The following is a 14,863-nucleotide window of genomic DNA, read 5'->3' on the forward strand; positions in this document are numbered from 1 at the left end:
GCGCCAAGAGGAGAGACCGTCATGAACGAGATGAGCAAATCCGCCCCGACCCTGAAAGCCAAGGACGCGCCCGACCTGGGCCGGTTCGACTGGCAGGACCCGTTCCGTCTGGCCGATCAGCTGACCGAGGACGAACGGATGATCGCCGACAGCGCGCGCGCCTACGCTGCCGAGAAACTGGCGCCGCGCGTGATCGCCGCGTTCAACGAGGAACGGGTGGAGCCCGAGATCTTTGCCGAGATGGGGCAGATGGGTCTGCTGGGCATCACCGTGCCCGAGGAATATGGCGGCCTGGGCGCGGGCTATGTCTCGTACGGCCTGGTGGCGCGCGAGATCGAGCGGGTGGACAGCGGCTATCGGTCGATGATGTCGGTGCAGTCGTCGCTGGTGATGTATCCGATCTATGCCTATGGCTCCGAGGATCAGCGCCGGAGATACCTGCCCAAGCTGGCCAGCGGCGACTGGATCGGGTGTTTCGGGCTGACCGAGCCGGATGCCGGCAGCGATCCCGGCGGCATGAAGACCCGCGCCGAAAAGACCGCGGGCGGATATCGGCTGACCGGGTCCAAGATGTGGATTTCGAACAGTCCGGTCGCGGATGTCTTCGTCGTCTGGGCCAAGTCCGACGCCCATGGCGGCAAGATCCGTGGTTTCGTGCTGGAAAAGGGCGTCAAGGGCCTGTCGGCGCCCAAGATCGGCAACAAGCTGTCCTTGCGGGCCTCGGTCACGGGCGAGATCGTGATGGACGGGGTCGAGGTGGGCGAGGACGCGCTGCTGCCGCATGTCGAGGGCCTCAAAGGTCCGTTCGGCTGTCTCAACCGCGCGCGCTACGGCATTTCCTGGGGCGTGTTGGGCGCCGCCGAATTCTGCTGGCACGCGGCTCGGCAATACGGGCTGGACCGCAAGCAGTTCGGCAAGCCCATCGCCCAGACCCAGCTGTTCCAGCGCAAACTGGCCGACATGCAGACCGAGATCGCGCTCGGGCTTCAGGCCAGCCTGCGGGTCGGCCGCCTTCTGGACGAGGCTCAGGGCGCCCCCGAGATGATTTCCATCGTCAAGCGCAACAACTGCGGCAAGGCGCTGGAGATCGCGCGCATGGCCCGCGACATGCATGGCGGCAACGGGATTTCGGCCGAGTTCCAGGTGATCCGGCACATGCTGAACCTGGAAACGGTGAACACCTACGAGGGCACCCATGACGTGCACGCGCTGATTCTGGGCCGGGCTCAGACGGGTTTGCAGGCATTCTTCTGATCCCGGCGGGTCGGATCGAGCAGTATGTCGGGTGATTGTCGGGGCGGGCCAGCCGGCCTGTTCCCCGACGTCGGGTTCAGCACTGCGCAGCAGGCGCAAGCTTGTGTCCCGTTTCCGAGCGAACCCGCAACTATCTGAAAATGCACTGAGAAAAAATCATTCATCTGGTGTGCACAATTCGCCAACATTGATCGATGTCAAGGAAATCGACTGCCTCCGGGACTAAGCAGAGCCTGCGCGAAGAGGGAGTTGAGGTATGGTTTCGCGGGCCGCACAAGCGTCCAGAAGAAGTTTCCTGAGAGGTCAGCCGAACGCCGTTCCTCCGATCCGACCTGTTGGTGCAATCGAGGAAATGGCCTTTCAAGATGCGTGCACGCAATGTGGCGACTGTGCCCGGGCCTGCCCTGAAAAGATCATCCGCCAGGCCGCCGACGGTTATCCCACCATCGAATTCGCCCGTGGCGCCTGCACGTTCTGCGGTGCCTGCACCGAGGCCTGCGAGCCCGGTGCGCTAAGCGCCGAAATTCCCTGGCCCTATCGCGCCAGGGTTTCCCGGGGATGCCTGTCCAAGAACGCCGTTTCCTGCCGCCTGTGCGAGGACCACTGCGGCGAAGGCGCCATCCGGTTCCGGCTGGAAACCGGCGGGCGCGCCGTGCCGCAGATTGCCGACGACGCCTGTTCAGGCTGCGGAGAATGCCTTGGGGCCTGTCCGGTCAACGCCATTTCGCTGAAGGAATTCAGCCTCATGAGGGAGGTTCAGGCATGCTGAACATCTGCGGGTGCCTCGTGCACGCCATGCCCGACAAGGTGGATGCGGTCGTCGCCGCGATCAACGCCACCGAAGGCAGCGAAGTTCACGCCGTCGATGGCGGCCGGATCGTCGTCACCGTCGAGGATACCGACGACCTAATGGCCTCGGATCAGATCATGGCCATGCACCAGATCCCGGGCGTGATCACCGTCACGCTGACATATCACCATTTCGAAGAGCTCGGGGCGGACGCCGCCACGGCTTCGGTCCATTCCTAAGATCCCGGAGAACCCATCATGACTGCCTCCACATCCCGCCGCAGCTTTCTCAAGGCCAGCGCCGCCGCCGCCACGGCGTCGGCCGCCGGCATTACGCTCCCGCAGGGCGCGACGGCCCAGGTCGGCGCCCCGGACATCCGCTGGGACAAGGCCGCCTGCCGGTTTTGCGGCACCGGTTGTTCGGTGCTTGTAGGCGTCAAGGATGGCCGCGTCGTGGCCACCCAGGGCGATCCCGAAGCGCCGGTCAATCGCGGCCTGAACTGCATCAAGGGCTATTTCCTGTCCAAGATCATGTACGGCAAGGACCGCCTGACCACGCCGTTGTTGCGCAAGACCAACGGCGTCTATGACAAGGAAGGCGAATTCGAACCCGTCAGCTGGGACGAAGCCTTTGATATCATGGCCGAAAAGTGGAAAGAGGCCATTCAGAAGAAAGGCCCTACCGCGGTCGGCATGTTCGGTTCGGGCCAGTGGACGGTGTGGGAAGGCTATGCCGCCGCCAAGCTTTACAAGGCCGGGTTCCGGTCGAACAACATCGATCCCAACGCACGGCACTGCATGGCCTCGGCCGTGGCCGCCTTCATCCGCACCTTCGGCATCGACGAACCGATGGGCTGCTACGACGACCTCGAGCATGCGGACACCTTCGTGCTCTGGGGCTCGAACATGGCCGAGATGCACCCGATCCTGTGGTCGCGCCTGACCGACACGCGCCTGACCAAGCCCGGTGCGCAGGTGCACGTCCTTTCGACCTTCGAGCACCGCAGTTTCGAACTGGCGGACAACGGCATGATCTTCACGCCGCAGACCGACCTGGCGATCCTGAACTATATCGCCCACTACATCATCGAGAACGGCGCCGTGAACCAGGAGTTCATGGACAAGCACGTCAACATCACCAAGACAGCCACCGATATCGGCTACGGCCTGCGTGACGAACACCCGCTTCAGCTGGCGGCGGCGAATGCCAACTCGGGCAAGCTGGAACCGATGACCTTCGACGAATACGCCGCGGCGGTCAGCGAATACACGCTGGAAAAAGTGTCGAAGATGTCCGGCGTGCCGGAAGCCAACCTTTTGAAGCTGGCCCAGGAATACGCAGACCCGAACCGCAAGGTGATGTCGCTGTGGACCATGGGTTTCAACCAGCACACCCGCGGGTCGTGGGTGAACTCGCTGCTCTACAACGTGCACCTGCTGGTGGGCAAGATTTCCGAACCCGGCAACAGCCCGTTCTCGCTGACCGGTCAGCCCTCGGCCTGCGGGACCGCGCGCGAGGTCGGCACCTTTGCCCATCGTCTGCCCGCCGACATGGTGGTCATGAACGAAAAGCACCGCGAGATCTGTGAAACCGCCTGGGGCATCCCGGCCGGAACGATCCCGGACAAGCCCGGCTTCCACGCCGTGTTGCAGCACCGGATGCTCAAGGACGGTGTGCTGAACGCCTACTGGGTGCAGTGCACCAACAACATGCAGGCCGCGCCGAACATCAACGAGGAAAGCCTGCCGGGCTATCGCAACCCGGAAAACTTCATCGTCGTGTCCGATCCGTATCCGACCGTGACCGCGCTGTCGGCCGACCTGATCCTGCCCACCGCGATGTGGGTGGAAAAGGAAGGCGCCTATGGCAACGCCGAACGCCGCACCCAGTTCTGGCGCGAGCAGGTCAGCGCTCCGGGCGAAGCCAAGTCGGACGTCTGGCAGGTGATGGAATTCTCCAAGCGTTTCAAGACCGAAGAGGTCTGGCCGGCCGAACTGCTGGACAAGAAACCCGAGCTGCGCGGCAAGACGTTGTTCGAAGTGCTCTATGCCAATGGCACCGTGGACAAGTTCCCGGTGTCCGAGGTCGCCGAGGGCTTCAACAATCACGAAAGCGAGCATTTCGGCTTCTACGTGCAAAAGGGCCTGTTCGAGGAATACGCAGCCTTCGGTCGCGGCCATGCGCATGACCTGGCCGATTTCGACACCTACCACCAGTCGCGTGGCCTGCGTTGGCCGGTCGTGGACGGCAAGGAGACGCTCTATCGCTTCCGCGAAGGCTATGACCCATACGTCAAGGAAGGCGAGGGGGTGAATTTCTACGGCAAGCCCGACGGCAAGGCGAACATCATCTTCGCGCCATTCGAACCCGCCGCCGAAGAGCCGGATGACGAATACGACCTCTGGCTGGTCACCGGCCGGGTGCTGGAACACTGGCATTCGGGGTCGATGACGCGGCGCGTGCCGGAGTTGCACCGCTCGTATCCGGCGGCCCAGGTCTTCATGCATCCCGAGGATGCCGATGCGCGCGGCCTGCGACGCGGTCAGGAGATCGAGATCTCGACCCGCCGCGGGGTGGTCATCAGCCGGGTCGAAACCCGTGGCCGGAACAAGATGCCGAAAGGCGTGGTGTTCATGCCCTGGTTCGACGAAGGCCAGTTGACCAACAAGCTGACGCTGGACGCGACCTGCCCGATCTCGAAAGAGACCGACTTCAAGAAATGCGCCTGCAAAGTGCAGCGGGCCTGATCTGAATCGGCACTTCAAGAGAGAGAGCCAACACCATGTCTTCCCAGCCAAAATCCAAGATGGACCGGCGCCGCTTCCTGCAGGATGCGGCCCGGGCTGCCGCGGGCTGTACGCTGGGCGGGTTGGTGTTGGCCAAGCTTGCGACGGATGCCAAGGCGCTGCCGGCACAGGCGCTTCGTCCGCCGGGTGCCTTGCCCGAGGACGATTTCCTGGCCGCCTGCATCCGCTGCGGGTTGTGCGTCCGCGATTGCCCCTATGACACGCTTGTGTTGGCGGAACTGGGCGCCGATGGCGCTGCCACCGGTACACCGTTCTTCACCGCCCGCGACGTGCCCTGCGAGATGTGCGACGACATCCCTTGCGTCGCGGCATGCCCGACGGGCGCGCTGGACAAGGGCCTGACCGATATCGACGACGCGCGGATGGGGCTGGCGGTGCTGATCGACGAGGAGAAATGCCTCAACGCGCTCGGTCTGCGCTGCGATGTCTGCTACCGGGTCTGCCCGGTGATCGACGAGGCGATCACGCTGGAACAGCGCCACAACACGCGCTCGGGCCACCACGCGATCTTCATGCCGACCGTGCATTCCGATGCCTGCACCGGCTGCGGCAAATGCGAAAAGTCCTGCGTTCTGCCTGGCGAGGCGGCGATCAAGGTGTTGCCGCGGCATATCGCGATGGCCGAGGCGGCCGACCACTACAAGCTGGGCTGGGAGAACCCCGATCCCCTGGTCGACGACCTGATCGACCTGCCGGACCGCCTGCCGGGGCCGGGCACCGACAACCTGGCCGCGCCCGGCGGCTACGAGTTCGAGCCGGCTTTCAAGCTACCGGGAGGGGCAGGGCAATGAGCCGCAAGGCCGACATCCCCGTAGGCCATGACGCCATCGCCGAGAAAGGCTGGCTGAGCGCGCACAAGTACCTTCTGCTGCGGCGCTTTTCACAGGCCTTCTTCCTCGCGATCTTCCTGCTGGGCCCGTGGTTCGGGATCTGGTGGGTCAAAGGCAATTTGTCCGGGTCACTGACCTTCGGTGTCCTGCCGTTGACCGACCCGTTCATCCTGATCCAGTCCATCGTCGCCGGACATTGGCCGGAAACGACCGCGTTGATCGGCGCGGTCATCGTCGCCGCCGCTTATGCGTTGATCGGCGGCAGGGTTTACTGCTCGTGGGTTTGTCCGATCAATCCCGTGACCGACGGCGCGCATTGGCTGCACGAGAAACTGGGCATGCCGAAGGGTTGGCAGCCGAAGGCCAACACCCGTTACTGGGTTCTGGCGATGGTTCTGGCGGTCTCGGTTCTGGGCGGCGTGATCGCCTGGGAATTGGTCAACCCGATCTCCATGCTGCATCGCGGGCTGATCTTCGGCATGGGCTTTGCCTGGGCCTTCGTGCTGGCGGTGTTCGTGTTCGACTTCGCCGTGGCGCGCCGGGGCTGGTGCGGCCATCTTTGCCCGGTAGGGGCTTTCTACGGGCTGCTCGGAACGAAATCGCTGCTGCGTGTCTCGGCCGTCGACCGTGCCGCTTGCGATGATTGCATGGACTGCTTCGCCGTGTGCCCCGAGATGCATGTGATCACGCCGGCGCTGCGGGGCAGGGATGAAGATACGCCCCTGATCCTGTCGCCCGATTGTACGAACTGCGGCCGCTGCATCGATGTCTGCGCGCCGCAGGTTTTCCGCTTCACCCACCGTTTCGACGACAGCCCGGCACCCGCCCGGCCGGAACGGGAAAAAAACACCCCCAGTACCAAGGCCAGTCGCGCGGCCTGAGACCTGAACGGAGAAGTTCCATGAAAAAACAAACCATCCTCAGCCTTTCGGTGGCGGCCGCGCTTGTCATTAGCGGCGGGCTGGCCATCGCCCAGTCCGCGGGCAGCGGTGTCAGCAGCCTGCGGGGTTCGAGCGTCGCCGATCTCGACCAGCCGCTGAACCTGTATCAGCAGGATGAAGGTCGGTTCGCGCGGGCCTACCGGCAGCAACCGCCGCTGATCCCGCACGGCATCGACAACTACCAGATCGACACCAATGCCAACCGTTGCCTGGCATGCCATGACTGGACGAACGCCGCCGAACGTCATGCGCCGACGCTGTCAATGACCCATTACCAGGACCGCGATGGCAACCAGATGGACCGCATTTCCGGCACTCGTTGGTTCTGTACGCAGTGCCACGTGCCGCAGGCAAACGCGCCGGAACTGGTCGAAAACATCTTCAACCCGTCCAGCGGCAACTGAGGGCGATCAAGCAGGTAAGGAGCAAGGCCATGTCGCGAAATGACACTCCGGGCAAGCGCCCCGGCTTTCTTCGCCGCATCATCAATGCGATCCGGTCACCATCGACCGTCTATTCGTTGGGCGGCTTGATGATCACCGGCTTCGCCGCGGGTATCGTCTTTTGGGGCGGTTTCAACTGGGCGATGGAAGAAACCAACAACCAGGAATTCTGCATTTCCTGCCATGAGATGCGGGTCAATGTTTATGCGGAATACAAGGGCTCGGTTCACGAGGCAAACGCCTCGGGCGTGCGTGCCACTTGTCCCGACTGCCACGTGCCCAAGGCTTGGGCGCCAAAGGTCGTGCGCAAGATCCAGGCCAGCTGGGAGCTCTACGGCCATTTCGTCACCGGTATCATCGACACACCCGAAAAGTTCGAAGCACATCGCCTGGACATGGCCAGCAGCGTCTGGGCAGCGATGAAGAAGACCGACTCGCGCGAGTGCCGGAACTGTCACAAGTTCGACTACATGGACTTTACCGAGCAGGAAAACCGCGCGGCCGACAACCACCAGATCGCCCAAGACGAAGGCAAGACCTGCATCGACTGCCACCAGGGCATCGCGCACCGACTGCCGGAAGGGTATCTCGAACGGTATCGCGATGTCGTGGCCGAACTCGAAGCGAAAGGGTTGGTCCCGGAACCCAAAGGCGTGCGCGTGTCGCAGGCCGATGCAGGCAGCATCCGCGACTATCTGGCCAAGCAGGATTGAACACCTGGAACGCGGGAATACCCGGGCCAAACCGAAAACGGCGCCGCAGGGCGCCGTTTTTCATTCGCGCATGACAAAGGTCAGCCGCGCGATTTTCTACGTTGAATCATGGGCGTAGGGTGCGAAAGTAATTCCTGTCATAGCGATCGCCGAAAAGGACTGGCCCAGCCAGCGCCAACAGACCAAGTCTTATAATCAGTATTATGTAAAGTAGATCGGTATGGAAACGGCATCCCGGGCGGTCTCCTGCGACTTTCGGACAAGTTGGCGCTCGCGCGTCTGGACAGGACACAGTGCTTTGGCAATATGCTAGCCTGCTTGGATGCTTCCGTTGCGTGTCCGTTCCCGTCGGGTTACGCGGTGGGTATTGATTGAATGAGGTTGCTTGATGTCGCCAGGACTTCGCCGATACCTTATCGACCTGTCGAACACCGACAGCGTTGAAGTGCTTTGGCAGATGCATTGCGACACCATGGCGTCTTATGGGTTCGACCGGCTTCTTTACGGCTTCACCCGTTTTCGCACGGCGAATTCCCTGGGCGACCCGAACGATTTCGTCGTCCTGTCCAATCATCCGCACGATTACCGCGAAGGCTTTGTCGAAGGCGGTCTCTACCGGCATGGGCCGATGGTGCAATGGGCGTTGGACAATGAAGGCTGGAGCAGTTGGCGCGTCATGGGCGAGCGCATTTCCAAAGGCGAACTGACCGCTGAAGAACGCCGTGTCGTCGAGTTCAATTTGGCCCATAAGGTGCACGCAGGTTACACCGTTTCCTTCAAGTCGGTATCCAGCCGGGCCAAGGGCGCGATATCGCTGACCGCCCGTATCGGCATGACCCAGGACGATGCCGATGTCGTCTGGGAGGAAAACGGAGCGGACATCGTGCTGATGAACAACATCGTGCACCTGAAGATCCTGACCTTGCCGATGATCCTGCCGAACCAGAGCCTGACGCCACGCCAGCGCGAAGCGCTGGAATGGGTCGGCGACGGCAAGACGATGCAGGACATCGCGCAGATCATGGGGCTGACCCAGGCGACGGTGGAAAAACATCTGCGCCTGGCACGCGAAACGCTGAACGTCGAAACCACGGCGCAAGCGGTGGCCAAGGCAGCGTTTCAGAATCAGATGTTCATCCTACGGGGGTGATGGCACCCCTGCCCCCGTGAATTGCCGTGAAATCAGGCAGCTATCCCGGGTTGCGCATCCGTACCGTTAAAGCATCGTGAAAAAACCGCGCCGGAACGCTGGGTCGGGAATACCCGACTTCCTTAACGTCAAGTAAATGGGGCAAGCTTTCCATGTTCCGTGAGTGGTGGCTTTGGCCATGGAACGTGGGGACGCAACCCGAGCATTTTACGGGCTCTGCGAACCTGCCGGTGCAAGCCGGGGGCCGGTTCGGGAATTCAGTTTGAGAATTCTTGGGCCGGCATCCTTTGGAGGCCCCAAATCTCATCCCCAATGTCTCCTGGGGTCTCAAAAAGGCGCGGAGCCGTCCCTCCCGAGACGGCTCCGCATACCTTCAAGCAAGGGAAACGGATCAGCCCTGGGCGGCCTTTGCCACCTCGGCAGCGAAATCCTCTTCCTTCTTCTCGATCCCCTCGCCCACCTGCATCCGGACGAAACCGGTGATCGTGGCGCCGGCGTCCTTGGCGGCCTGTTCCACGGTGACGTCGGGGTTGACCACGAATTGCTGACCCAGCAGCGTGACCTCGGCCAGGAACTTCTTCATCCGGCCCTCGATCATCTTCTCGATCACCTGCTCGGGCTTGCCGGATTCGCGGGCGATGTCGATCTGGATCTGGCGTTCCTTTTCGACGACCGCCGAGTCAAGATCGTCCGACGACAGCGAAGCCGGGTTCACCGCGGCGATGTGCATTGCGACCTGCTTGCCGAACGTCTCGTCGCCGCCGGTCATCGCGACCAGCACGCCGATCTGGCCCATGCCGTCAGCGGCGGCGTTGTGAACGTAGGTCACCACCTGATCGCCGGTCAGCTTTGCCATACGGCGCAGCGACATGTTTTCGCCGATCTTGGCCACCGCGTCGGTAATCGCGTCGCCGACGGTCTTGCCACCCAGGTCCGCAGCGCTCAGCGCTTCGGTGCTGTCCACGCCCAGGGCTGCCTCGGCGATCTTGTTCACCATGGCCTGGAATTCGGCGTTCTTGGCGACGAAATCGGTTTCCGAGTTGACCTCGACCGCGACGCCTGTACCGCCGTCGACGACGACGGCCACAAGGCCCTCGGCGGCGGTGCGGCCGGACTTCTTGGCGGCCTTGGCAAGGCCCTTGGTGCGCAGCCAATCCACGGCGGCGTCCATGTTGCCGTCGTTTTCAACCAGCGCTTTCTTGGCATCCATCATGCCGGCGCCGGTCATCTCGCGCAGTTCTTTCACCTGTGCTGCTGTGATCGCCATCTCTTGGCTCTCCTCGTCATTCTTGCGTGCGGATCGGGGTGACCGCTGGGTCACCCGCTCATGTCATTGGCTCCTGTCGCGCGTGCGACAGGACGGCGTCAGGCGCCTTCGGCCGGTGCTTCCGCCGCGGCGGGCTCGGCGGGCGTCTCGCCCGCGGCTTCCGCCAGCAGTTCCTCGGCCGGTGCGTCTTCCAGTGCGCCCAGGTCGACGCCGGCTGCGCCCATTTGTGCAGTCATGCCGTCCAGCGCGGCCCGGCTGGCCAGGTCGCAGTAAAGCGCGATGGCGCGGGCTGCGTCATCGTTGCCGGGGATGATGTAATCGACGCCGTCGGGCGAGCAGTTGGTGTCGACCACGGCCACAACCGGGATGCCCAGCTTGTTGGCTTCGGCCACGGCCAGCGCTTCTTTCTTGACGTCGATGACAAACAGCATGTCCGGCAGGCCGCCCATTTCGCGGATGCCGCCCAGCGACGCCTGAAGCTTGCCCTGGTCGCGTTCCATGTTCAGGCGCTCTTTCTTGGTGAGGCCCTCGGCGCCGCGCTCCATCAGTTCGTCGATCTGGCGCAGGCGGCCGATCGACTGCGACACAGTCTGCCAGTTGGTCAGCGTGCCGCCAAGCCAGCGGTGGTTCATGTAGTATTGCGCGCATTTCTCGGCCGCCTCGGCGATCGGTTGCGACGCCTGGCGCTTGGTGCCGACGAACAGGATGCGGCCACCCTTGGCGACGGTTTCGCGGATCGCATGCAGCGCCGCGTCCAGCATCGGGACGGTCTGGGTCAGGTCGATGATGTGAATGCCGTTGCGGTCGCCGTAGATGAACTCTCCCATGCGGGGGTTCCAGCGCTGCGTCTGGTGGCCGAAGTGAACGCCAGCTTCCAGCAGCTGACGCATGGTGAACTCGGGAAGAGCCATGCCTTTTTCCTTTCCGGTTTATCGCCTTGGCGGAGGTATCATCCCGGATCGGATCTGGGACAACCGGTGGATGATCGGGGATGTCTCTCCCGAACACCCGCCCCCGCCTGCGGAGTTGGTGCGCGCGCTATAGGCCGGTTTCGCTGCGGGCGCAAGGCCCGCGTTGATGTTCAGAGAAACACCCGTTCCACCACCCACCAGGCGCCGACGGCGGCGATGACGCAGGAAGCCGGGATCGACACGAAGCGACGGTAGGCCTCCATCCGGTCGACCAGCGACACCGAAACCAGGCACAGCAGGCTCAGACCCGCCAGCGGCCAGAGCAACACCCGCGCTTCGCCGCCGATCCAGTAACCGGCCAGCGCAAGTCCGATCACAGCGGCACCGTAAAAGACCTGAGCGGGCAGTTCTTGCGCCCTGCCCCGGTCCACCTGCAAGGCCCACCAGACCAGCAGGAAGGCGACCGCGATCACGGTCAGCTGACCGATCTCGACCCCGATGTTGAAGCCGATCAAGGCTGCAATGAACTGGCCTTGCGGCAAACCGAATTCGCCCAGAACGCTGGCAAAGCCCAAACCGTGCAAAAGCCCGAAACCGAACACCACTGCCGGACGCCAGCGGTGGAGCTTGTCCGACACGATGTTCTCGACCGCCACGTAGACGATCGAAGCGGCGATGATCGGCTCGACGATGCTGGCCGAAACGGTGACGATCTCGAGCGCACCAAGCGCCAGCGTCACGGTATGGGCCAGCGTGAAGGCAGAGACCTGCCACAACAGCGGCCCGATCCGCGCGGCAAGGAAGAACAGGCCCAGCACGAACAGGATATGGTCCAGCCCCTTGGGCAGGATATGATCGAATCCGACGGGGATATAGCCGAAGAACGCACCCGCGTTGGTCAACGCATCGCCGCCGGCGATCTGGATCGGGCCCGAGGGCTGGCCGGTCAGATAGCCGGTATAGGGTTCGTCCACGCCCATCTGGCGCAGGATCAACGTACCGAAGGATGCGGGCCAATTCATTTCAAGCGTTTGCGCGCCGGCCGGCAAGTCGCCCTGAAGAACCAGCAGGGTTTCACGAGGCAGATCAGGATTGCCGACGTCTTCGGTTTCGATCCGGGTGGCCTGAAGCGGCACGGGCGCCGCATCCACCGTCAACGGCATCGAGGCGAGAAGGTCAGGCAGCGCCTGTGTCAGCCGGTCACGCAGTGCGGTGGCATCCAGCATCCGCAAGGCATCGACCGCGTCGGACTCGTCGGTGTCGTTGGTGTCCTCGACGCCCTCAAGGTTCGCGCCCGCCAGCAGAGGTTCGACGCTTAACCGCAGTTCGAGCGTCACTTGCCCGTCCGTGGCGCTCAGATCGCCGATGGCCGGTCGCACCTCATGAGCGGCAGCGCCCGATATACCCGCCATCCAGAACAACACAGCGAAAACCATTCGCATCATCTGCCACGTCCCTTCGTTACCATTGGGGGCAGTAGATGACGCCAAGTGCCCGGAATTCAACCCAATTCAACCAAGCGCGTAACCCGCGCCGCGCACGGTGCGCAGGGGATCATCACCGCCGTGGATACTGAGCGCCTTTCGCAGCCGTCCGATATGGACGTCCACGGTGCGGGTATCGACATAGATATCGCGCCCCCAGACTCGGTCCAGCAGCTGTTCGCGCGACCAGACCCGACCGGGTTTTTCCATGAAGGTGGTCAGAAGGCGGAACTCGGTCGGGCCGAGTTTCAGTTCGGCCCCGCCGCGGGTCACGCGGTGGGTTTCGCTGTCCAGCACGATGTCCTGGTATTCCAGCCGCAGCCCGGCTGCCGAAGGGCGCGCGCGCCGAAGCTGGGTGCGTACCCGCGCCATGAGTTCGAGAACCGAATAGGGTTTGACCACGTAGTCGTCCGCACCGGTTTCCAACCCCCTCACCCTGTCGATCTCCTCGGACCGGGCCGACAGCATGATGACGGGAACGCCGCGGGTGTCGGGCCGTGTCTTGAGCTGGCGGCAGACTTCGATGCCCGACAGGCTGGGAAGCATCCAGTCCAGGACGATGATGTCGGGCTGTTCCTCGTCGACCAGCAGCAAAGCCTCTTCGCCGTCCTCTGCCAGCGCCACGCGGAACCCTTCGGCCTCGAGGTTGTAGCTCAGGACCTCGCGCTGCGCCGCTTCATCCTCGACGACCAGAACCGTGGGTTGATTGGCGGACATCGGTATCAGTCTCCGTCGCTGTCCATGTCGGGGGTCAGGGTGGCATCCGTCGAGGTGCGGTCCAGCTTGACCCGCGCCTCGTCCGGCTTGTGACCCGAGGTCAGGAACACCACCTGCTCCGAGATCGACGTCACGTGGTCGCCCATGCGCTCGATATTCTTCGCGATGAAGTGCAGATGCATGCAGGCGGTGATGTTGCGCGGATCTTCCAGCATGAATGTCAGGAATTCGCGGAACAGCGTGTTGTACATCTGGTCGATATCGCGGTCACGGTCGATCACGTCCAGCGCCAGCGCCTCGTCACGCTGGATGTAGGCGTCCAGCGCATCCTTGAGCATCAGTTCCACGTCGCGGGCCATGCGCCGCAACGATGTGGCGGTGCCGCCGATGGGCTGCATCTGAACCAGGACGCCGGTACGCTTGGCCAGGTTCTTGGCCAGGTCGCCGATGCGTTCCAGGTTGGCCGACATCCGCATCACCGACAGCACGACCCGCAGGTCGCGGGCGGCCGGCGCGCGCAGCGCGATGACGCGGGCGGCCTCTTCGTTCAGGCGTTCTTCCAGCGCGTCGATGGCCTGGTCGCCCTTGCGGACCTCTTCGGCCAGATCGACATCGCGGGTTTCCAGCGACTTGGCGGCCTGGGTTATGGCGTTTTCCACCAGCCCGCCCATTTTCATGATCTGCGCCTGGATGCCTTCCAGATCGCGGTCGAATGCGCTGGCAATGTGTTGCGAAAGCTCTTTCATCAGCCGATCCGTCCCGTGATGTAGGATTCCGTGCGTGGGTCTTCGGGGTTGGTAAAGATCTTGCCCGTCTCGCCGAACTCGACGAGGTTGCCCAAGTGAAAGAACGCCGTCTTCTGGCTGACGCGTGCGGCCTGCTGCATCGAATGCGTCACGATCACCACCGAGTAGTCCTGCCGCAATTCGTCGATCAGTTCCTCGACCTGGGCCGTGGCGATCGGGTCGAGCGCCGAACAGGGTTCGTCCATCAGCAGAACTTCGGGTTCGGTGGCCACCGCGCGGGCGATGCACAGCCGCTGCTGCTGGCCGCCCGACAAGCCGGTGCCGGGGGCCTGCAGGCGGTCCTTGACCTCGTCCCAGATCGCGCCGCGCCGCAGGGCACGTTCGACGATCTCGTCCAGATCCGCCTTGTTCCGGGCCATGCCGTGAATGCGCGGGCCATAGGCGACGTTGTCGTAGATCGACTTGGGGAACGGGTTGGGTTTCTGGAACACCATGCCGACCTTGGCGCGCAGTTGCACCGGATCGACACGCTTGTCGTAGATGTCTTCGCCATCCAGTTCGATCCTGCCCTCGATCCGGCAGATGTCGATCGTGTCGTTCATCCGGTTGAGACACCGCAAGAAGGTGGACTTGCCGCAACCTGACGGGCCGATGAAGGCCGTGACGGTGCGGTCGGCGATATCGACATCCACGTCCTTGATCGCGTGGTTGTCGCCGTAATAGACCTGCACGCCCCGTGCGGCGATCTTGATGTCCTTCTGATCCACGTCTCTCTCCGATGGCGGTGCGTCGTACATGGGTGATACCCCG

The 14,863-nt window shown here is 63.1% G+C and carries 15 protein-coding genes; 9 read left to right on the forward strand and 6 right to left on the reverse strand.

The window, feature by feature from the left end:
- The first annotated feature begins 30 nt into the window (after window positions 1-30).
- The 9 genes from KUH32_RS14280 to KUH32_RS14320 all read left to right on the forward strand — a co-directional run bounded on the left by KUH32_RS14280 (window position 31) and on the right by KUH32_RS14320 (window position 8,928).
- Window positions 31-1,254, forward strand: a complete 1,224-nt coding sequence (locus KUH32_RS14280) for an acyl-CoA dehydrogenase (protein ID WP_217779837.1) — start codon at window positions 31-33, stop codon at window positions 1,252-1,254.
- Window positions 1,255-1,510: 256 nt separating this feature from the next.
- Entirely contained in the window at window positions 1,511-2,023 is a 513-nt protein-coding gene (gene napF, locus KUH32_RS14285; RefSeq protein ID WP_217779273.1) for a ferredoxin-type protein NapF, read from the forward strand.
- Window positions 2,017-2,283 carry a chaperone NapD gene (locus KUH32_RS14290; RefSeq protein WP_217779274.1) on the forward strand — a complete coding sequence of 89 codons (267 nt, stop codon included), beginning with the start codon at window positions 2,017-2,019 and terminating at the stop codon, window positions 2,281-2,283. The genes napF and KUH32_RS14290 overlap by 7 nt, the downstream gene beginning before the upstream one ends.
- Before the next feature lie 18 nt (window positions 2,284-2,301).
- A complete protein-coding gene (gene napA / locus KUH32_RS14295) occupies window positions 2,302-4,791 on the forward strand; it encodes a nitrate reductase catalytic subunit NapA (protein WP_217779275.1) in 2,490 nt (829 codons plus the stop codon).
- Between the two features lie 35 nt (window positions 4,792-4,826).
- Entirely contained in the window at window positions 4,827-5,642 is an 816-nt protein-coding gene (gene napG, locus KUH32_RS14300; RefSeq protein WP_217779276.1) for a ferredoxin-type protein NapG, read from the forward strand.
- On the forward strand, window positions 5,639-6,562 hold the full coding sequence (gene napH, locus KUH32_RS14305) for a quinol dehydrogenase ferredoxin subunit NapH (protein ID WP_217779277.1): 924 nt from the start codon (window positions 5,639-5,641) through the stop codon (window positions 6,560-6,562). The genes napG and napH overlap by 4 nt, the downstream gene beginning before the upstream one ends.
- A gap of 20 nt (window positions 6,563-6,582) precedes the next feature.
- The gene (locus KUH32_RS14310) at window positions 6,583-7,026 is read left to right on the forward strand and encodes a nitrate reductase cytochrome c-type subunit (protein WP_217779278.1); all 444 of its coding nucleotides are present in this window, start codon (window positions 6,583-6,585) and stop codon (window positions 7,024-7,026) included.
- A 29-nt stretch (window positions 7,027-7,055) separates the two neighbouring features.
- The gene (locus KUH32_RS14315; RefSeq protein WP_217779279.1) at window positions 7,056-7,778 is read left to right on the forward strand and encodes a NapC/NirT family cytochrome c; all 723 of its coding nucleotides are present in this window, start codon (window positions 7,056-7,058) and stop codon (window positions 7,776-7,778) included.
- Window positions 7,779-8,166: 388 nt separating this feature from the next.
- On the forward strand, window positions 8,167-8,928 hold the full coding sequence (locus tag KUH32_RS14320; RefSeq protein WP_217779280.1) for a helix-turn-helix transcriptional regulator: 762 nt from the start codon (window positions 8,167-8,169) through the stop codon (window positions 8,926-8,928).
- 391 nt (window positions 8,929-9,319) lie between these two features.
- On the opposite strand, the gene tsf is transcribed toward KUH32_RS14320, so the two are convergent.
- From tsf to pstB, 6 genes are all read right to left on the reverse strand, one after another.
- Window positions 9,320-10,195, reverse strand: a complete 876-nt coding sequence (tsf, locus tag KUH32_RS14325) for a translation elongation factor Ts (protein ID WP_217779281.1) — start codon at window positions 10,193-10,195, stop codon at window positions 9,320-9,322.
- A 98-nt stretch (window positions 10,196-10,293) separates the two neighbouring features.
- Window positions 10,294-11,106, reverse strand: coding sequence for a 30S ribosomal protein S2 (gene rpsB, locus KUH32_RS14330; protein WP_217779282.1), 813 nt, complete (start codon window positions 11,104-11,106; stop codon window positions 10,294-10,296).
- A gap of 170 nt (window positions 11,107-11,276) precedes the next feature.
- The gene (locus KUH32_RS14335) at window positions 11,277-12,551 is read right to left on the reverse strand and encodes a HupE/UreJ family protein (protein ID WP_217779283.1); all 1,275 of its coding nucleotides are present in this window, start codon (window positions 12,549-12,551) and stop codon (window positions 11,277-11,279) included.
- A gap of 66 nt (window positions 12,552-12,617) precedes the next feature.
- On the reverse strand, window positions 12,618-13,307 hold the full coding sequence (phoB, locus tag KUH32_RS14340; RefSeq protein ID WP_217779284.1) for a phosphate regulon transcriptional regulator PhoB: 690 nt from the start codon (window positions 13,305-13,307) through the stop codon (window positions 12,618-12,620).
- A 5-nt stretch (window positions 13,308-13,312) separates the two neighbouring features.
- Window positions 13,313-14,053, reverse strand: a complete 741-nt coding sequence (gene phoU / locus KUH32_RS14345; protein WP_217779285.1) for a phosphate signaling complex protein PhoU — start codon at window positions 14,051-14,053, stop codon at window positions 13,313-13,315.
- Window positions 14,053-14,850 carry a phosphate ABC transporter ATP-binding protein PstB gene (gene pstB / locus KUH32_RS14350; protein WP_217779286.1) on the reverse strand — a complete coding sequence of 266 codons (798 nt, stop codon included), beginning with the start codon at window positions 14,848-14,850 and terminating at the stop codon, window positions 14,053-14,055. Before pstB ends, phoU begins: the two co-directional genes overlap by 1 nt.
- Window positions 14,851-14,863: the final 13 nt, after the last annotated feature.

Origin of the sequence: Thalassococcus arenae (assembly GCF_019104745.1) — a bacterium.
Lineage (GTDB): Bacteria > Pseudomonadota > Alphaproteobacteria > Rhodobacterales > Rhodobacteraceae > Thalassococcus_B > Thalassococcus_B arenae.

Excerpts from the sequence above, each read along its gene's own strand:
- KUH32_RS14280 (WP_217779837.1), top strand. The coding sequence starts at position 31 with ATGAGCAAATCCGCCCCGACCCTGAAAGCCAAGGACGCGCCCGACCTG.
- napF (WP_217779273.1), top strand. The coding sequence starts at position 1,511 with ATGGTTTCGCGGGCCGCACAAGCGTCCAGAAGAAGTTTCCTGAGAGGT.
- KUH32_RS14290 (WP_217779274.1), top strand. The coding sequence starts at position 2,017 with ATGCTGAACATCTGCGGGTGCCTCGTGCACGCCATGCCCGACAAGGTG.
- napA (WP_217779275.1), top strand. The coding sequence starts at position 2,302 with ATGACTGCCTCCACATCCCGCCGCAGCTTTCTCAAGGCCAGCGCCGCC.
- napG (WP_217779276.1), top strand. The coding sequence starts at position 4,827 with ATGTCTTCCCAGCCAAAATCCAAGATGGACCGGCGCCGCTTCCTGCAG.
- napH (WP_217779277.1), top strand. The coding sequence starts at position 5,639 with ATGAGCCGCAAGGCCGACATCCCCGTAGGCCATGACGCCATCGCCGAG.
- KUH32_RS14310 (WP_217779278.1), top strand. The coding sequence starts at position 6,583 with ATGAAAAAACAAACCATCCTCAGCCTTTCGGTGGCGGCCGCGCTTGTC.
- KUH32_RS14315 (WP_217779279.1), top strand. The coding sequence starts at position 7,056 with ATGTCGCGAAATGACACTCCGGGCAAGCGCCCCGGCTTTCTTCGCCGC.
- KUH32_RS14320 (WP_217779280.1), top strand. The coding sequence starts at position 8,167 with ATGTCGCCAGGACTTCGCCGATACCTTATCGACCTGTCGAACACCGAC.
- tsf (WP_217779281.1), bottom strand. The coding sequence starts at position 10,195 with ATGGCGATCACAGCAGCACAGGTGAAAGAACTGCGCGAGATGACCGGC.
- rpsB (WP_217779282.1), bottom strand. The coding sequence starts at position 11,106 with ATGGCTCTTCCCGAGTTCACCATGCGTCAGCTGCTGGAAGCTGGCGTT.
- KUH32_RS14335 (WP_217779283.1), bottom strand. The coding sequence starts at position 12,551 with ATGATGCGAATGGTTTTCGCTGTGTTGTTCTGGATGGCGGGTATATCG.
- phoB (WP_217779284.1), bottom strand. The coding sequence starts at position 13,307 with ATGTCCGCCAATCAACCCACGGTTCTGGTCGTCGAGGATGAAGCGGCG.
- phoU (WP_217779285.1), bottom strand. The coding sequence starts at position 14,053 with ATGAAAGAGCTTTCGCAACACATTGCCAGCGCATTCGACCGCGATCTG.
- pstB (WP_217779286.1), bottom strand. The coding sequence starts at position 14,850 with ATGTACGACGCACCGCCATCGGAGAGAGACGTGGATCAGAAGGACATC.